Annotated in this window: 15 protein-coding genes; 8 read left to right on the forward strand and 7 right to left on the reverse strand. The window is 37.9% G+C overall.

What is annotated here, in order from left to right; translation table 11 throughout:
- The first annotated feature begins 67 nt into the window (after nt 1-67).
- From ACPT9C_RS05585 to odhB, 7 genes are all read left to right on the forward strand, one after another.
- Entirely contained in the window at nt 68-1,537 is a 1,470-nt protein-coding gene (locus tag ACPT9C_RS05585) for a L,D-transpeptidase family protein (RefSeq protein WP_005667185.1), read from the forward strand.
- A gap of 15 nt (nt 1,538-1,552) precedes the next feature.
- Nucleotides 1,553-2,113: a YcbK family protein gene (locus ACPT9C_RS05590; protein WP_005632553.1), complete on the forward strand. Its 561-nt coding sequence runs from the start codon at nt 1,553-1,555 to the stop codon at nt 2,111-2,113.
- 51 nt (nt 2,114-2,164) lie between these two features.
- Nucleotides 2,165-2,920, forward strand: coding sequence for a TatD family hydrolase (locus ACPT9C_RS05595; protein WP_005667187.1), 756 nt, complete (start codon nt 2,165-2,167; stop codon nt 2,918-2,920).
- A 9-nt stretch (nt 2,921-2,929) separates the two neighbouring features.
- Nucleotides 2,930-3,568 carry an MBL fold metallo-hydrolase gene (locus ACPT9C_RS05600; RefSeq protein ID WP_005667189.1) on the forward strand — a complete coding sequence of 213 codons (639 nt, stop codon included), beginning with the start codon at nt 2,930-2,932 and terminating at the stop codon, nt 3,566-3,568.
- 188 nt (nt 3,569-3,756) lie between these two features.
- The gene (locus tag ACPT9C_RS05605; protein ID WP_425627451.1) at nt 3,757-5,121 is read left to right on the forward strand and encodes a YadA family autotransporter adhesin; all 1,365 of its coding nucleotides are present in this window, start codon (nt 3,757-3,759) and stop codon (nt 5,119-5,121) included.
- Between the two features lie 197 nt (nt 5,122-5,318).
- On the forward strand, nt 5,319-8,126 hold the full coding sequence (sucA, locus tag ACPT9C_RS05610) for a 2-oxoglutarate dehydrogenase E1 component (protein WP_005667196.1): 2,808 nt from the start codon (nt 5,319-5,321) through the stop codon (nt 8,124-8,126).
- A gap of 106 nt (nt 8,127-8,232) precedes the next feature.
- A complete protein-coding gene (odhB, locus tag ACPT9C_RS05615) occupies nt 8,233-9,462 on the forward strand; it encodes a 2-oxoglutarate dehydrogenase complex dihydrolipoyllysine-residue succinyltransferase (RefSeq protein ID WP_050949083.1) in 1,230 nt (409 codons plus the stop codon).
- A gap of 114 nt (nt 9,463-9,576) precedes the next feature.
- Here the strand turns inward: odhB and nrdB are convergent, their stop codons facing one another.
- From nrdB to ACPT9C_RS05650, 7 genes are all read right to left on the reverse strand, one after another.
- The gene (gene nrdB / locus ACPT9C_RS05620) at nt 9,577-10,707 is read right to left on the reverse strand and encodes a class Ia ribonucleoside-diphosphate reductase subunit beta (protein ID WP_005650087.1); all 1,131 of its coding nucleotides are present in this window, start codon (nt 10,705-10,707) and stop codon (nt 9,577-9,579) included.
- A 148-nt stretch (nt 10,708-10,855) separates the two neighbouring features.
- Nucleotides 10,856-11,164: a hypothetical protein gene (locus ACPT9C_RS05625; protein ID WP_050848624.1), complete on the reverse strand. Its 309-nt coding sequence runs from the start codon at nt 11,162-11,164 to the stop codon at nt 10,856-10,858.
- 9 nt (nt 11,165-11,173) lie between these two features.
- Nucleotides 11,174-13,444 (reverse strand): class 1a ribonucleoside-diphosphate reductase subunit alpha, encoded by a 2,271-nt coding sequence (gene nrdA / locus ACPT9C_RS05630; protein ID WP_050949084.1) that lies wholly within the window; start codon nt 13,442-13,444, stop codon nt 11,174-11,176.
- A 254-nt stretch (nt 13,445-13,698) separates the two neighbouring features.
- Complete coding sequence (gene dolP / locus ACPT9C_RS05635; protein WP_032823584.1) at nt 13,699-14,280, reverse strand: division/outer membrane stress-associated lipid-binding lipoprotein; 582 nt, start codon at nt 14,278-14,280, stop codon at nt 13,699-13,701.
- A gap of 56 nt (nt 14,281-14,336) precedes the next feature.
- Nucleotides 14,337-14,921 (reverse strand): D-sedoheptulose-7-phosphate isomerase, encoded by a 585-nt coding sequence (locus tag ACPT9C_RS05640; protein WP_032823582.1) that lies wholly within the window; start codon nt 14,919-14,921, stop codon nt 14,337-14,339.
- Between the two features lie 12 nt (nt 14,922-14,933).
- Nucleotides 14,934-15,293 (reverse strand): YraN family protein, encoded by a 360-nt coding sequence (locus tag ACPT9C_RS05645; protein WP_050949085.1) that lies wholly within the window; start codon nt 15,291-15,293, stop codon nt 14,934-14,936.
- Nucleotides 15,293-17,020, reverse strand: a complete 1,728-nt coding sequence (locus ACPT9C_RS05650; protein ID WP_050949086.1) for a penicillin-binding protein activator — start codon at nt 17,018-17,020, stop codon at nt 15,293-15,295. The genes ACPT9C_RS05645 and ACPT9C_RS05650 overlap by 1 nt, the downstream gene beginning before the upstream one ends.
- A 71-nt stretch (nt 17,021-17,091) precedes the next feature.
- Here ACPT9C_RS05650 and rsmI point away from each other — a divergent pair, with 71 nt between their 5' ends.
- Nucleotides 17,092-17,943, forward strand: a complete 852-nt coding sequence (gene rsmI / locus ACPT9C_RS05655; protein WP_050949087.1) for a 16S rRNA (cytidine(1402)-2'-O)-methyltransferase — start codon at nt 17,092-17,094, stop codon at nt 17,941-17,943.
- Nucleotides 17,944-18,034 lie beyond the last annotated feature (91 nt).

The raw sequence follows: 18,034 nt of genomic DNA on the forward strand, positions 1-18,034 counted from the left end.
AATGATTTTGACCGCACTTTGTTTGAGAAAAGCAACAAGTGCGGTTATTTTAATAAAGGTTTAGGAAATGGTAGTGTTTAAAAGCACCTTAAAGTTATCATTATTCGCCTTATCATTATCTATGATGATGTCGGGTTGTGTTTTAGCCGATTTGAGCAAAAATGACCAATCTAAATCATTGAACGGCATTAATCTTTCCCATTTGTCACTAGCGGAAAGAAAAGAGCTTGAAGAAGCCATTTATGCGGATCAGCAACGTTTAACGGAAGAAAAACAAACATTGCTTAATATGACGCTAACACACGAAATAGGCGATCATAAGTTACAATTTAAGCCCTTACTCGCGCGTTTATATGCTTCTCGTAAATATGCCCCGTTATGGACTGACAATGCGGCAGCTCGTCAATTGTTACGTGATTATGCGGCAATGGTGGCAAGCGGTATTTCAAAATCGTCGGCAACTTCACTAGAAACATTGGCATTGGTAGAACAACAAGGCGGATTGGTTTATGATGTGTTATTAAGTGATATTTTGTTAGATTACTTATATTACACACAAAATGTTCGTTCTCAAGCATCTAATTGGTTGTATTCATCTGCTCAGTATCAAGCACAACAGCCTGAAAATGATCATATTCAACGCTGGTTAAGTGCGGTGGAAAATAATCAACTTCTTGATTTCATACAAAGTTTAGCGGGAGAAAATCATTTATATCGCCAAACAGTTCAATCATTGCCGATGTTTATTCCGACTTCTAAAGAATCAAATATTGCTCAAAAACTGGCAATGAATGCACAGCGTTTACGCGTAATTCCTGATTTTCATAATGGGATTTTTGTGAATATTCCAAGCTATAAATTACAGTATTATCGTGATGGCGATTTAATTTTAGAATCTCGGGTAATTGTTGGCAAAAATTCGCGCCGAACACCTGTAATGTATAGCAAATTAAGTAATGTAGTTGTAAATCCGCCTTGGAATGCGCCAATTCGCTTAATTAATGAAGATTTACTGCCAAAAATGAAAGCCGATCCAAATTATATTACGGAGCATAATTATTCAATTTTAGATAATCAAGGCAATGTTGTTGATCCTGCTTCTATTGATTGGGAATCTATTGGTAATAAATTTCCTTATCGAGTTCGACAAGCGGCTGGCGATAGTGCATTAGGTAATTATAAATTTAATATGCCAAGTTCTGATGCAATTTATTTACACGATACGCCAAATCACGGCTTGTTTAATCGTAAAAATCGAGCGTTAAGTTCTGGCTGTGTACGCATTGAAAAATCAGATCAATTGGCAAGTATTTTATTAAAAGAAGCAGGTTGGACAGAAACTCGAAAAAATACAGTATTAGCAAGTAAAAAAACCACTTCTGCGCCGATACGCTCGGATAATCCTGTCTTTTTATATTATGTTACTGCGTGGATTGAAAACGGAAATATTGTAAATTTACCTGATATTTATGGTTATGATCGTCAGATTAATCTTGCTGAGATTAATTGGGATCTCGTAAAAAAATATCTTCAATAAAATAAGGGAGCTATAATGAATTATGTGGATCAGAATAAACGAAAATGGTTATCGCTGGGCGGTATTGCGTTAGGAATATCTATTTTACCAAATTCTGTATTAGCAATGGTTTCAACACCTAAACCTCGTATTTTAACTTTCCGCAACATTAATACGGGCGAAAGATTAAGTGGCGAGTTTTCTTTAGCAAAAGGTTTTTCGCCTGCGATGTTAAAAAAATTGGATTATTTAATGCGTGATAAAAGGACAAATCAAGTGCATAAAATGGATCCAAATTTATTCCATAAATTTTATAATATCCAAACTAATTTAGGCTTACGCAATGCTGAAATTGAAGTAATTTGTGGTTATCGTTCAGCCGCTACTAATGCAATGCGTCGTCGCCAAAGTCGTGGCGTAGCGAAAAATAGTTATCACATTAAAGGAAAAGCCATTGATTTTCGTATTGCGGGTGTGCCTTTGATTAAAGTGAAATCTTCTGCGGAAAGTCTGCGAAATGGTGGCGTGGGTTATTATCCAACCAGTAATTTCATTCACGTAGATACAGGCCCTGTGAGAACTTGGAAAGGCGTGTAAAACAAATGTAAAATTAACCGCACTTTTGTGCGGTTTTTCATTGGAAAAGAAATGTTATTTGACAGCCATCTTCATTTAGACCAACTCTCTGACGAGAATATTCAGCAAACACTTGCTCATTCAAAGATTATAGGTATGCTTGCGGTGAGTACTAATCTCAACAGTGCTAAAAAACTGCTGAATTTAAAACAGACTTACCCAAAGAAACTTTATATTGCAGCTGGTTTTCATCCTGAACAGCAATTACCTAGTTTAGAAGAACAAAAAGAATTATTTCAATGGATTGACGAACATCATTCCTTAATTTCTGCCATTGGCGAGGTGGGCTTGCCACATTATTCTAAACGAGAAAATCCGAATTTAGATTACGCACCTTACATTGAATTACTAGAACGATTTATTCTGATCGCGAAAAAATGGGATTTACCGTTAAATTTGCATATTGTACATAACGATGTAGAGATTGCCCTTGAATTATTGCAGAAACATAATATTCAATTTGCCCATTTTCATTGGTTTAAGACAGATGAAAAATCTTTTCAGAAATTTTTATCTACACCCTATTTTGCAAGCCTAACGCCTGATATTTTATGGAATCCTAAAACCCAATATGTCGCACAACATTTACCCCTAAATCGCTTGATGATTGAAACGGACAGCCCTTGGCAACACGAGGGATTTGAAAGTGCGGGCATTTCTGAACAATTATTGGCAGTATTGCAAAAACTAGCTGAATTAAAATCTTTGCCATTACATTCTGTTCAAAATCAACTGTTTTTGAATACTCAACAATTTTATCGATTATAAGGAGTAAAAATGAATATTGAAATTATCCCTGTTACTGCATTCCAACAAAATTGTTCTTTGATTTGGGATGATGACAAAAATGCCGCAATTATTGACCCAGGTGGCGAAGCCGAACGCCTAATTCAACGCATTGAAGAACTGAATTTAAATCTCAAAGTGATTTTAATTACTCACGGTCATTTAGATCACGTTGGTGCTGCAATGCAATTAAAACAACATTTTGGCGTTGAAATTTGGGGGTCTCAAGAAGAAGATAAATTTTTATTTGAGAGTTTACCCGAACAAGCCCAACGTTTTGGCTTACCAAATATTGAAGCTTTTTTGCCTGATCGTTGGTTTAATCAAGAGGGCGAAATTTTAAAATTAGATGGCTTTAATTTCGAGATTTTACATTTACCAGGACACACACCAGGGCATATCGGTTTTATTGAACACGAGAAAAAAGTGGCATTTACAGGCGATGTATTATTTCAAGGTGGTATTGGTCGTACCGATTTCCCTCGAGGCGACTATGAAACATTGATTTCTTCAATCCGAACAAAATTACTCCCATTAAATGACGATCTTATTATTATTGCTGGGCATGGATCTTACACAACCATTGGGCAAGAAAAGCAGACCAATCCATTTTTAAATCCTAAAACCTAAATTCTTGGAGGTTATTGATCGCTCAATTGCCAACTGAAAAATAAATGATCAATTAGCCTAAAAGTGCGGTAAATTTTTTCCACGATTTTTATTTGATTTCCAAAAATGTGAAGTGGATCACATTTTTTGGCATTATTTTCTATTATAATTAATGCCCTTAATTATTTTCTTGACAAAGGAGCAAAACAATGAAAATCATTAAGCAAGCAAGCAAGCAAGCAAGCAAGCAAGCAAGCAAGCAAGCAAGCAAGCAAGCAAGCAAGCAAGCAAGCAAGCAAGCAAGCAAGCAAGCAAGCAAGCAAGCAAGCAAGCAAGCAAGCAAGCAAGCAAGCACTAATAAAAGCTTAACCCGCCTTTCTTTAATCAGCCTATTTATTTCCACTTCTTTTTATTCTATTCAATCTTTTGCTGACGATCCAAAATGGACACCAGAGTATGGAACTGTCCCTAGTGGTACAGCTTTTGGCGTGGCATTGGGTGATGAAAGCCAAGTATTAAATCAATCTAACGGGAAACCGTCTCACGCTTCCGTAGCAATTGGAGGTTTGGCTAAAGCTCAAAATTTGGGTTCAATAGCAATTGGTTATAAATCTGAAGCAGGACTGGATAATGCGATCACAGGCGAACAAGGCGATGCGTTTAGTTATGCTATTGGGCGTGAAGCTAAAGCACCAAAAAGTGGTTTAGCATTTGGTAGTTCAGCTGAAGCTCTAGGTAATGAAGCTATTGCTATTGGTACACATTCATATAGTAAAGATGGGATTGGTGCAATGGCTATCGGTGTTGGTAGCCGAGTGGCTGTTTTGGAAAAAGGAAAAAGTAATAAAATTGATAATCAAAACAGTAAAGTGGTAGAAGTAGATGCAGAAGGTCGTGTAAATAAAATTAGTGTAGATCGAACTTCTGAAGCTGATATTATCAAAAAAAGTGGTGCAACTTACGGTGCATTAGCATTTGGTTGGAAAGCATCTTCGCATAATTTATTTGCTACCTCAATAGGTGCATTTTCTACGGTTGCTGCAATTGAAGGTACTGCTGTTGGTGGCGGAACTCAGGTCACTGGCTATCGCGGTTCTGCTTTCGGAATGCACAGCAAGGCACAAGCAGAAAAAAGTTTAGCTTTGGGTTATGAAAGTGAAGCCGCCGCTTACAACTCTGTTGCTTTAGGTGCTAGTTCTCTTGCTAACCGCCCTAACACCGTTTCTGTTGGCGATGGCAATTATAATCTTTACCGTCAAATCACTAATGTCGCTGATGGTACTCAAGAAAATGATGCAGTCAATGTTCGTCAGCTAAATGCTCAAGCTCAACGACTGACAAAAGAATACCGCTCAGGGATTGCGAGTGCGATTGCAATTGGAGGACTGCAATCTGCTTCCATACCAGGTAAACAAGGTGTTTCTGTCGGGGTAGGGAATTTTAAAGGGGAAAATTCACTCGCAGTAGGGTATTCACGTTTATCTTCTGATGGTTCAGTGAGTTTGAAAATTAACGCAGCTCTTTCATCTAGTGGCTATTCTGGCGGTGGAGCAAGCGTAGGATTTATGTGGTAATTTAAAAACACAAGTAAAAATAACCGCACTTTGTTTAAGAGATGAAGTGCGGTTTTTTTATATACAAAGAGTTTGAACTAGATCACAAATTTGTAACAATTTCTTATAAGAGGCTTATTTCCTTTTTAATCCTATGTATAATGCGTAAAAAAATGGAGCGAAAATTTTGCTTCAAATATCATAATAAAGAGGTAATTATGCAGCAAAACAAGGCATTTGATGATTGGTTAGCCAGCACAGCGTTAGGCGGTGCAAATCAATCTTATATAGAAGAACTTTATGAAAGCTATTTGAGTGATCCGCAGTCGGTGGAGGAAAGTTGGCGAACAACTTTTGATTCTTTACCAAAAACCACCGCACTTGAACAGCCCCATACACCAGTGCGAGATTATTTTCGTCGTTTAGCGCGGGAAAATCATAATGAAGCAGTGACAGTAATAGATCCTGAAGCTGGCGCAAAATTAGTGAAAGTTCTACAATTTATCAATGCCTATCGTTTTCGTGGCCATTTAGAGGCTAATCTTGATCCCCTCAATTATTATCGTTGGAAAGTGTCTTCTGTTCCTGAATTAGATTATCGCTATCACGGTTTTACTGAACAAGATCTCAACGAAACTTTCAATATTAATCAGTACGTTTACAAACGAGATACCATTAAACTTGGCGAATTAGCTCAAATGTTGAAAGAAACATATTGCGGTTCAATTGGTTTGGAGTTTATGCACGTACAGGATATGGAGCAGAAAATGTGGCTTCAGAGTAAGATGGAAAGTGTGTTAGAGAAACCGCTTTTTACATCTGAAGAACGTGTTAATTTTCTGCGTGAACTGACGGCTGCAGACGGTTTAGAACGTTATCTTGGTGCGAAATTCCCTGGGGCGAAACGCTTTTCTTTAGAAGGAAGTGATGCCTTTATTCCATTGATGAAAGAAATTATTCGCCATTCTAGTCGCCAAGGGGTAAATGATGTGGTAATGGGAATGGCACACCGTGGGCGTTTGAATATGCTTGTGAATGTATTAGGTAAAAAGCCTGAAAATTTATTTGATGAATTTGCAGGTAAACATTCCAGTGAACGTACGGGGGATGTGAAATATCATCAAGGTTTTTCTTCTGATTTCGCCGTAGATGATAAGCGAGTTCACTTAACTTTGGCATTTAATCCCTCCCATTTGGAAATCGTAAGCCCTGTTGTAATTGGTTCTGTTCGATCTCGACAAACTCGTATGAATGATACAGAACATAGCAAAGTGCTTGCTATTACTGTTCACGGAGATTCAGCTGTGGCAGGACAAGGGGTTGTTCAAGAAACATTGAATATGTCAAATGCCCGTGGGTATAGTGTGGGCGGTACCATTCGTATCGTGATTAATAACCAAATTGGTTTTACCACATCTAACCCGAATGATACGCGCTCTACAGAGTATTGCACCGATATCGCGAAAATGATTCAAGCACCGATTATTCACGTTAATGGTGATGATCCTGAAGCGGTGGCGTTTGCTGCACGTATGGCGGTGGAATATCGTAATTTATTCAAACGAGATATTTTTATTGATTTAATTTCTTATCGTCGCCACGGTCATAACGAGGCAGATGAACCATTAGCCACTCAACCAATGATGTATAGCATCATTAAAAAACATCCTACACCTCGTAAAGTTTATGCTGATCGTTTAGTTTCAGAAGCTGTAATAACTGAAGAACAAGTTATTGAAATGGCAAATAATTATCGTGATGCGCTAGATAATGGCGATCGCGTGGTATCTGAATGGCGTGAAATGGACGCGGCAAAAATGGATTGGTTGCAATATCTTAATTATGATTGGACTGCACCTTATGAAAGCAAATTTTCGCAGGAACGTTTTTTAACCCTTGCCAAACGTGTGTGTGAATATCCCGAAAGTTTACGTGCGCATCCTCGCGTAGAAAAAATCTATAATGATCGTAAAGCAATGTATCAAGGCGAAAAATTGCTCGACTGGGGTATGGCTGAAACCATGGCTTATGCAACCTTACTTGATGAAGGTGTTAATGTTCGTTTATCAGGCGAAGATGCGGGACGAGGTACTTTTTTCCATCGTCATGCCGTTGTGCATAATCAAAATGATGGTACGGGGTATGTACCATTAACACATTTACACGCCAATCAAGGTCGATTTGAAGTATGGGATTCTGTACTTTCAGAAGAATCTGTACTTGCTTTTGAATATGGTTATGCAACGACAGATCCAAAAACTTTAACTATTTGGGAAGCGCAATTTGGCGATTTTGCTAATGGTGCGCAAATTGTTATTGACCAATTTATTAGCTCTGGCGAACAAAAATGGGGCAGAATGTGCGGTTTGGTAATGCTGTTACCACACGGCTACGAAGGACAAGGGCCAGAACATTCTTCTGCTCGTCTTGAACGTTATTTGCAACTTTGTGCCGAACAAAATATGCAAGTTTGCGTGCCATCAACGCCAGCGCAGGTGTACCATATGTTACGCCGTCAGTCTTTACGTAAAATGCGCCGTCCGTTGATTGCTATTTCTCCAAAATCTTTGTTACGCCATCCATTAGCCGTATCCAGTTTAGATGAATTGATTAATGGAACTTTCCAAACGGTAATTGGAGAAATTGATGAGCTAGATCCTAAAGATGTAAAACGTGTGGTAATGTGTTCAGGTAAAGTTTATTACGATTTACTTGAACAACGTCGTGCTAATAATCAGAAAGATGTGGCGATTATTCGTATTGAGCAGCTTTATCCATTCCCTCACGAGGATGTGAAGAAAGCACTTGAGCCTTATGCGCACGTGACTGATTATGTTTGGTGTCAAGAAGAACCACTTAACCAAGGTGCGTGGTATTGTAGCAAACATAATTTTGAAGCAGCAATTCCAGAATCCGTTAAACTCAAATATGCAGGGCGTCCTGCTTCTGCTTCGCCTGCTGTGGGCTATATGTCGCTTCACACTAAGCAGCAAAAGCAGTTAGTGGAAGATGCGTTGAGTTTTTAAAGTGCGGTTAATTTAATAAAGGTTTTTATATCTTTGCTTTCCTCTGTAAATAGGGGAGCCAAGATAATTAAGATATAGAGTAAAAAAGAAGAAAAGGAAAAATAAAATGACCATCGAAATTCTTGTTCCAGACCTACCTGAATCAGTTGCAGATGCAACGGTTGCCACTTGGCATAAAAAATTGGGCGATACTGTGAAACGTGATGAAGTTATTGTGGAAATTGAAACGGATAAAGTCGTGCTAGAAGTCCCCGCACTTTCTGATGGTGTACTGGCAGAAGTTGTTCAAGCTGAGGGCGAAACTGTCGTAAGCAAACAGCTGCTAGGAAAAATCTCTACGGCTCAAGAAGGAGATGTCAGTTCAGCGACGTTAAAAGCAACGAATGAACCCACACCATCTGATCGTCAAAATGCAGCGATTGAAAATAGTCATAATCATAATGCGGATCATAGCCCAGCAATTCGTCGTTTATTAGCAGAATATGATTTACAAGCAGATCAAATTCAAGGTTCGGGTGTAGGCGGTCGTTTAACACGTGAAGATATTGAACGTGAAATCGCAAAACGACAAGCTCAGCAAGTGAAACAAGAAGCTGCCACTGAGCAAAATACAATTAGTACGGTGGCTTATAGCGCACGTTCTGAAAAACGTGTGCCAATGACCCGTTTGCGTAAACGTATTGCTGAACGTTTACTTGAAGCCAAAAATAGTACAGCAATGCTTACTACTTTCAATGAAGTGGATATGCAGCCGATAATGACTTTACGTAAAACCTACGGCGAAAAATTTGAAAAACAACATTCAGTGCGTTTAGGATTTATGTCTTTTTATATCAAAGCCGTTGTGGAAGCATTAAAACGCTATCCTGAAGTTAATGCTTCTATTGATGGCGATGATGTTGTTTACCATAACTATTTTGATATTAGTATTGCAGTTTCAACTCCGCGTGGATTAGTCACACCAGTGCTTCGTGATTGCGATAAGCTCAGTATGGCAGAGATCGAAAAACAAATTAAAGCATTAGCTGAAAAAGGTCGTGATGGCAAATTGACTGTAGAAGATCTTACTGGCGGCAATTTTACCATCACAAATGGCGGCGTGTTCGGTTCTCTTATGTCCACCCCAATTATTAATCCGCCACAAAGTGCGATTTTAGGGATGCACGCAATTAAAGAACGCCCAATTGCGCTTAATGGTCAAGTTGTGATTCGTCCTATGATGTACCTTGCTTTATCTTATGATCATCGCCTAATTGATGGCCGTGAATCTGTTGGTTTCTTGGTAACGATTAAAGAATTATTGGAAGATCCAACAAGATTGTTATTAGAAATCTAAGAAATAAAAGGCTTTCTGTGTTAGAAAGTCTTTTAAAATGAACAAAAATTTAACCGCACTTTAAATATTTAAAAAGTATATTCCAAAGTGCGGTTAGTTTTTATGTGTTTTTAATTAGAGAGAAAAATCGTCAAAATCATTCGTATCAACTTTTGAGTCAATTTGACCTACAAGGTAAGAACTTACTTCTACTTCTTGTGGTGCAACCTGTACGTTATCTGACACTAACCAAGCGTTAATCCAAGGAATTGGATTTGAACGTGTTTGGAATGGTAGTGGCAATCCAACAGCTTGCATACGGATATTGGTAATATATTCTACGTATTGAACTAAAATATCTCTGTTGAGACCGATCATTGAACCGTCTTTAAATAGATAATCAGCCCACGCTTTTTCTTGTTCTGCCGCTGCAACAAATAAATCATAGGCTTCTTGTTTACATTCTTCCGCAATTTCTGCCATTTCAGGATCGTCTTGACCTGCTGCCATAATATTTAAAATATGCTGTGTACCTGTTAAGTGTAAGGCTTCATCACGTGCGATAAATTTAATAATTTTCGCATTGCCTTCCATTAAACGACGTTCTGCAAAAGCAAATGAACAAGCGAAAGAAACGTAGAAACGAATAGCTTCAAGCGCATTAACACTCATCAGGCAAAGGTAAAGTTGTTTTTTCAAACTGCGTAAAGTCACGACGCATTCTTTGCCATCTACGGTATAAGTGCCTTCGCCGTATAAGCCATAAAGTTGGCTATCGCGGATTAAATCATCGTAGTAAGATGAAATATCTTGTGCGCGTTTGATGATTTCTTCGTTGGTCACGATGTCATCAAACACGATAGAAGGATCGTTCACAATATTACGAATAATATGTGTGTAAGAGCGAGAGTGAATGGTTTCAGAGAATGTCCAAGTTTCAATCCAAGTTTCTAATTCAGGAATAGATACTAAAGGCAATAATGCCACGTTCGGGCTACGGCCTTGAATAGAATCCAATAAGGTTTGATATTTTAAGTTACTGATGAAAATGTGTTTTTCATGTTCAGGTAACGCGGCATAGTCAATACGGTCTTGCGACACATCTACTTCTTCCGGACGCCAGAAGAAAGAAAGTTGTTTTTCAATGAGCTTTTCAAAAGTCTCATATTTTTGTTGATCGTAACGTGCAACGTTAACGTTTTGACCAAAGAACATAGGTTCTTTTAACTGGTCGTTTTTATTTTGTGAGAAAGTGGTGTATGCCATTTTTGTTTGTCCTTCAATCTTATGAGTAAAGTGCGGTCAGTTTTAACGCTTTTTTCATGCTACCGCAAGTGTCTTCGCTTATGCCTTTAGTTTATTTACTTAGCACAAGAATGGATGCTTGCAGTATCGGAGGTCTTAGCTTGTGTTATCAGAGCGGATTCACTTTAATATATTGAGTCCATAAATGTTGTAATTGTCTTCCAATTGTGAGCTGAGCATGTTTTATTACTTCATTTCTTGTATGATCATCAAAATTCTTAAAATATCCAACTAATATTCCTCCTTTTTCTAAAACGGATATATTTATATCAGCAGGAATCGGAGGAGAAGATATTTCTAATTTAATATCTGGGTATTCTTCTCGTAGCAATGATAATGAATAGGATAAAAAATCTAATAAATATTTTTTAGTAAAAGTTTTATACATATCATTACTGAAACCTATAGTAAGCAACATGTTTACCTCCTAAATCTTACACGCCCCACCAGCACAGCCGTCATCAAGATCTTCTTGAACATCTTCGGCACCGTCGCGGGTGTTTTGATAGTAAAGGGTTTTTAAACCGTATTTGTAAGCGGTTAATAAATCTTTTAATAATACTTTCATTGGTACTTTACCGTCTTCAAAACGTTTTGGATCATAGTTTGTGTTTGCAGAGATCGCTTGATCCACGAATTTTTGCATAATACCAACTAAGTGTAAGTAACCGTCATTACTTGGAATATCCCAAAGTAATTCATAGTTATCCATTAAATTTTCATATTCAGGTACAACCTGTTTTAAGATACCATCTTTTGACGCTTTAATACTTACGTGACCGCGTGGTGGCTCAATACCATTAGTCGCATTGGAAATCTGTGATGATGTTTCTGATGGCATTAAGGCCGTTAATGTTGAGTTACGTAAACCAAATTCTTGAATATCTTTACGTAAACTTTCCCAATCATAATGTAGAGGCTCTTGTGTTAAAGCATCTAAATCTTTCTTATAGGTATCAATCGGTAAAATGCCTTTTGCATAAGTGGTTTCATTGAAGTATTCACACGCACCTTGCTCTTTGGCTAAGTTCATAGAGGCTTTCAATAAATAATATTGAATGGCTTCAAAAGTGCGGTGAGTTAAATCGTTGGCTGAACCATCAGAATAGCGAACACCATTTTTCGCAAGGTAATAGGCATAGTTAATGACCCCAATACCGAGTGAACGGCGTGCAAGTGAGCTACGTTTTGCTGCCACAATAGGGTAATCTTGATAGTCTAATAAGGCATCAAGAGAACGAACCGCAAGATCCGCAAGTTCTTCTAATTCATCTAAGTTTTCAATTTTACCTAAGTTAAAGGCGGAAAGCGTACAAAGTGCAATTTCCCCATTTTCATCGTTAATGTGTTGAAGCGGTTTAGTTGGTAATGCAATTTCTAAGCACAAGTTAGATTGACGAACTGGTGCCACTTGCGGATCAAACGGAGAGTGGGTATTACAGTGATCCACGTTTTGAATGTAAATTCGACCCGTTGATGCCCGTTCTTGCATTAATAAAGAAAAGATTTCAACTGCTTTAACAGTACGCTTACGGATAGTTGGATCTTGTTCGTATTTTACATAAAGTTCTTCAAATTTATCTTGATCCGCAAAGAATGCTTCATAAAGTCCCGGTACATCTGATGGGCTGAATAAAGTAATCTCGCTGCCTTTAATTAAGCGTTGATACATTAATTTGTTTAATTGCACGCCATAATCCATATGACGAACGCGGTTGTCTTCCACACCACGGTTATTTTTTAATACGAGCAAGTTTTCTGCTTCTAAGTGCCAAATTGGGTAATAAAGTGTTGCTGCACCGCCACGAACGCCACCTTGTGAGCAAGATTTCACTGCAGTTTGGAAATATTTATAGAATGGAATACAACCTGTATGGAATGCTTCTCCACCACGAATCTCACTACCTAATGCACGAATAGCCCCTGCATTAATACCAATCCCTGCGCGTTGTGAAACATATTTCACAATAGCTGATGCTGTTGCATTGATTGAATCTAAACTGTCATCACATTCAATTAATACGCAAGAGCTGAATTGACGAGTTGGAGTACGCACACCCGCCATAATTGGCGTTGGTAAGGAAATTTTGAAGGTCGATGTTGCATCGTAGAAACGTTTTACATAATCCAAACGTGTTTCTTTTGGATATTTAGAGAATAGACTTGCGGAAACGAGCAAATATAAGAATTGTGCAGATTCGTAGATTTCTCCTGTCACACGGTTTTGTACCAAATATTTACCCTCTAATTGCTTCACGGCTGCATAAGAGAACGTCATATCACGCCAATGGTCGATGAATCCGTCCATTGTGTCCCATTCTTCACGGGTATAATCATCTAATAACGCTTGATCATATTTTCCCATACGTACTAGTTTTTTGACGTGATCGTATAAACGAGGGGGATCGAAATGACCATAGGCTTTTTTACGTAAATGGAAAATTGCTAAACGAGCAGCTAAATATTGATAATCTGGCGAATCTTTGCTGATTAAATCTGCGGCTGCTTTAATAATGGTTTCGTGGATGTCTGAAGTGCGAATGCCTTCATAAAATTGAATATGTGAACGAAGTTCTACTTGGGAAACAGAAACATTGTCTAGTCCTTCAGCAGCCCACGTAATCACACGATGGATTTTATCAAGATTGATTTGTTCTTGCGTACCGTCACGCTTTGTAACCATTAAACTTTTATTCATTGTATTAGCCTTCTTGTTGTTATTTAAAACAGGATTTAAAACACAAGATATAGTGTTTTTATGAAAACGATGCACAAGATAATGTGTTTGAGAAAAGATCGCAAGTAATAAATTCTTTGTTTTAATTCTTGACAATAGATAACTTATTTAAAAATAAACGGTTTTTGTGAGAATAAAAATTAAAATTTTTTATTTAGAAAAATAAGAAAAAGTGCGGCAAAATTTTGTTGAATTTTTCACCGCACTTTGAAGGATTAGTCTAGGTATTTGAATACTTTAATTACTTTTTTCACGCCGCTGATTTTGCTGGCAATGTCGGCTGCCGCATTGGCTTGGGATTGTGTGACGTTACCCAGTAAAAATACTTCTCCATTTTCACTAATCACTTTGACATCTGTGGCTTTAACTCGACCATCAACGAACATCTTAGATTTGACTTGCGTTGTGATCCAACTATCTTTACTTATTTGTGCAAAGGAAATTTTAGGGCCTATAGTGAGTTGGTTATAAGTATCATTAACGCCTTCAACGCCACGTGTTAAGTCCGTTGCTGTTTCCTTGACGTTATCATTTGGTACTTGACCGATTAAAAGTACTCGACCATTGTAAGATACGGCATTTACACGGCCTTCAGCCTTAATTTGGGCATCTTTTTCTACAGCATTTTCTACTTTAAATTCTAGGGTTTCGTCATCAATTTGTGTCCCTGTGGTTCGGGGATCTGTACCTACTTTAGCTGCTACAGCACCACCTCCAATCACAGCTGCAACACAGCCTTGTAGAAAAATAGTCGCCCCAAGCAGGATAGCGAGTTTTTTTAACGGGGATAATGTCATAATTAACTCCTTTTTAAATTAAATTACTATTAGTTTGAAAGTGATTTATTTTCCTGTCAAGCACTTGGGAATAAAGTCTGATCAACTAATTCACAAAGTGCATTAATCACAAAAAGATGGTTTTCTAAAATACGGCTTTCTTTGCTGGCTGGGATTGATATTTCTAAATCCTTGTCAGCTAAAATTCCTTGAATGGCATCATTGTTAGAGCCAGTTAGCGCAATAACATTAATTTCTTTGCTGACAGCGTGGGAAATCGTATTTAGCACGATTTTTTCTGTCCCCAAAGGTGCAAAAGCAATAAGTAAGTCGCCCGATTTTGCAACAGCATTAAATTGATGACAATACAATTCTTCAGGCGATTGTTCAAAAACAAGTGAAGAACCTACCGCACTTTCTAAACTCAATAGTACAGAAGGGAAGCTCGGTCTAACTAAATCGTATCGATTAAGTAAGTTTGAGACGAGAAACTGTGCATTAGCATAAGAACGCGACACGCCACAGGCTATAACCTTATTACCGCCTAATAAACATTGCATTACCATTTGTGTGGCGTTGGTAATATTTTCAGAAAGCATACTTGATGCTGCAATTTGAATTTGAATACTTTCGCTATAAATATCTTTTACTTTTTGTAACATTATAAAAAGCCGTTAATCGAGAAAATTAGGAATCCATTGAATATCTTGAGGTGTTTTGCCAAAAGCGATTAAATCAAAGCGGCAATTAGCATCTTCTAAGCTCATATTTTGTTTTGCAAGCCATAAATTTGCGGCATCCAACCATTTTTGTTGTTTTCGCCAATCTACGCTTTCTATAGCAGAACCATAGGCGGAATGACTTCGTTGGCGAACTTCAACAAAGACGATAGTTTCTTTGTCATTCATTATTAGATCAAGTTCACCACATTTGAGATTTTGATTAGCCGCAATAAATGTTAAGCCTTTTGCTTCTAAAAAAAGGCGAGCTTGATGCTCAAAGCTCGCCCCTTGCTGACGTTTTAAAGAAAACATTAGTTTGCAACTGGTACAATTGCACCATCTTGATATTGATACCAAGTCATATCGCGTTCAACATTACAGTTGGTATCAGCACTTAAAATCCCTGTTAAGCCACTTAAGCGATAGCCTGGCACTTGGCGTAATTCATTAAATTGATTAATTAGCAACCAAGCATCCGCACCCATTGCATACAAACGCATCAATTGATATTCGCCACCCGTGGATTTTGCTAACTTCTGATATTGTGGAGAATTGGTATCTTTAAAAAATGGAATATCACTAAACTGTACACCGCTCATCTGCGCAATGAAGTCAGCATTAGTGTTTGTCGCATTTGCGCTTGCTCGAGAACTGGCATAAATCGGTAAATTAGGTACGATATTTGTTAAATAACCTTTCATTTCTGCCAGTTCAGTTGGACTTGCTACGGCATAAAGTGCGGTTGTATTTGAGTTATTTTCTTGAACGAAATAAGTCACATCCGCAGGCAAATTGTAGTAACGGATATTCGCATCAGTACCTGCTAATTGCTGCCAACGTACATTAAAGGCATTGCCTACGCGTTGTCCTAAATCATTTTGTGGCATTGCGACAAGTGGATTACGCACGCCATCGTTCCACATTTTATTGGCAGCAGATTCAGCTTCATCTTCTGGAGAAAGTCCGTAATAACAAAGTTGAGGAATCGCACGAGAATTTGGTGTGGCATTTAATGCAAGCACATCTATACCTTGAATTTGAGCAGGATCCGCTAAAATCACATCAAGATTTTGTTTTAGTAATGGGCCGACTAAGGTTTTAATTCCTGCTTGTTTTGCTTGTACAATAATTTCTTGAACAGAATTCATTGAGGTATCAAATACTTGTACTGGAACGGTTGAGTTACCTTTTGCATCGTTGAAACCCGATTGAATGGTTGTACCAAGAATTTGTCCATCACCACTTAATGGCAGTAGCAAACCAATTTGTGAAAGAGTTGTTTGCTGGAAATTTAATAAAGAAAGTAATTCTTTTGGAAATAAAATTGCGGCTGAATGATTTGGATAGGCATTTTTCCAGCTTTGTAGTGTTTGGCTTAATTGCACAGGCTGACGAATATAATCGTTGTAAGCTTTGATTAAAGTGAGCCAGCCGCCTAAAGCCGCGCTGCCTTCATCAGAAGCATTATTGATTACGCCAGTATTCGCTGAACGCAATAAAGCCCAAGTTTTATCAATGTTATCTTGACGACGTTGTACATCCGTTAAATTCTTATCCATTTCTATCCGCGCTTTTACCGCTTCAATAATGTCTTTACGGTTTTCGGCAACAATAGCTAAGGTTTCGTAATAACGAGATTTTTGTGACGGGCTTAATTTATTCAAATCTAATACACGTAATTGATTTTGAGCGACCTCATTAGCATTTTTTGCAGCAGAAATTCTCGCTTCAATTAATGCTCGATCTAATTTTTGCGCATCATTTAATTCGCCTAATTCCCTTAATAACGCTTCCGATTGTTCAATTTTATTTTCACGGATTAACACGCGAGCTGCGAGCAATTTATAGGTTTGTTGATCTTCAAGTTCTTGTGTTTGCCCTAATTTATTTATATAAAATTCAGAACTTGCATTTGCATCTTGTTGTAAGGTTTGTGTGAAATTGCTGCCAAGTAGATTTGAACAGCCAGCTAAAGCCATTGACAATAAAATTGGCATTAAACGTTTTTTAAAACGTCCACCTTGTAATAGAATAGACATCTTTGCTCCATCATAAACAGACAATAGTTGTAGCAGATCTTACTTATCTCATAACTTAAAAGCAAACAAAAATGACTGATTTAACCGGAATTTTATACATTGTTGCCACGCCCATTGGTAATTTACAGGATATTACCCAGCGTGCTTTAGAGACTTTTGCGCAAGTGGATTTAATTGCAGCAGAGGATACTCGCCATAGTGGACTTTTATTGAGCCATTACGGCATAAAGAAGCCATTTTTTGCTTTGCACGATCATAACGAACAAGAAAAAGCCCATATTTTGGTGGAAAAGCTCAAGCAGGGGAGTAGTATTGCTTTGATTTCTGATGCGGGGACGCCATTAATCAGTGACCCTGGTTTTCATTTAGTACGTCAATGTCGTGAAGCTGGTATTCGCGTTGTGCCTTTGCCTGGAGCCTGTGCGGCAATTACCGCACTTTGCGCATCGGGGATTGCTTCTGATAAATTTTGTTTTGAAGGTTTTTTACCTGCGAAAAGTAAAGCGCGCAAAGATAAATTAGAAAATATCGCCGAAGAAGACCGCACTTTGATTTTTTATGAATCTACCCATCGTATTTTAGATACGCTAGAAGATATGCAATCAGTGCTAGGGGAAGAACGCTATATTGTGTTAGCCCGTGAAATGACTAAAACGTGGGAAACGATTACGGGTAATACCATTAAAAATTTACGTGAATGGCTTTTAGAAGATCCCAATCGTACAAAAGGCGAGATGGTTTTGATTGTGGAAGGCAAACCAAAATCTGACAATAACGATGAAATTTCTCCACAAGCAGTGAAAGCGCTTGAATTAATTGCAGAAGAATTGCCATTAAAAAAAGCAGCAGCTATTGTTGCGGAATTGTATGGTTATAAGAAGAATGCTTTGTATCAATTTGGATTGGCGCATTTGGAAAAATAACCTCAAAATTAACCGCACTTTATTAATCCGATTTTAATCTGTACTGTTGTACTAAACGGATATAAGCACTCATAAGATATTTACTTTAGAC

The organism is Haemophilus sp. HN_Hi16 (assembly GCF_049823435.1).
Classification (GTDB): Bacteria; Pseudomonadota; Gammaproteobacteria; order Enterobacterales; family Pasteurellaceae; genus Haemophilus; species Haemophilus influenzae_D.

Bases quoted from the DNA above. Each gene is read 5' to 3' on its own strand.
- ACPT9C_RS05625 (WP_050848624.1), bottom strand. From the start codon at position 11,164: ATGTTGCTTACTATAGGTTTCAGTAATGATATGTATAAAACTTTTACT.
- ACPT9C_RS05640 (WP_032823582.1), bottom strand. From the start codon at position 14,921: ATGTTACAAAAAGTAAAAGATATTTATAGCGAAAGTATTCAAATTCAA.
- dolP (WP_032823584.1), bottom strand. From the start codon at position 14,280: ATGACATTATCCCCGTTAAAAAAACTCGCTATCCTGCTTGGGGCGACT.
- ACPT9C_RS05600 (WP_005667189.1), top strand. From the start codon at position 2,930: ATGAATATTGAAATTATCCCTGTTACTGCATTCCAACAAAATTGTTCT.
- nrdB (WP_005650087.1), bottom strand. From the start codon at position 10,707: ATGGCATACACCACTTTCTCACAAAATAAAAACGACCAGTTAAAAGAA.
- rsmI (WP_050949087.1), top strand. From the start codon at position 17,092: ATGACTGATTTAACCGGAATTTTATACATTGTTGCCACGCCCATTGGT.
- ACPT9C_RS05590 (WP_005632553.1), top strand. From the start codon at position 1,553: ATGAATTATGTGGATCAGAATAAACGAAAATGGTTATCGCTGGGCGGT.
- ACPT9C_RS05595 (WP_005667187.1), top strand. From the start codon at position 2,165: ATGTTATTTGACAGCCATCTTCATTTAGACCAACTCTCTGACGAGAAT.
- nrdA (WP_050949084.1), bottom strand. From the start codon at position 13,444: ATGAATAAAAGTTTAATGGTTACAAAGCGTGACGGTACGCAAGAACAA.
- ACPT9C_RS05585 (WP_005667185.1), top strand. From the start codon at position 68: ATGGTAGTGTTTAAAAGCACCTTAAAGTTATCATTATTCGCCTTATCA.
- odhB (WP_050949083.1), top strand. From the start codon at position 8,233: ATGACCATCGAAATTCTTGTTCCAGACCTACCTGAATCAGTTGCAGAT.
- ACPT9C_RS05645 (WP_050949085.1), bottom strand. From the start codon at position 15,293: ATGTTTTCTTTAAAACGTCAGCAAGGGGCGAGCTTTGAGCATCAAGCT.
- ACPT9C_RS05650 (WP_050949086.1), bottom strand. From the start codon at position 17,020: ATGTCTATTCTATTACAAGGTGGACGTTTTAAAAAACGTTTAATGCCA.
- ACPT9C_RS05605 (WP_425627451.1), top strand. From the start codon at position 3,757: ATGAAAATCATTAAGCAAGCAAGCAAGCAAGCAAGCAAGCAAGCAAGC.
- sucA (WP_005667196.1), top strand. From the start codon at position 5,319: ATGCAGCAAAACAAGGCATTTGATGATTGGTTAGCCAGCACAGCGTTA.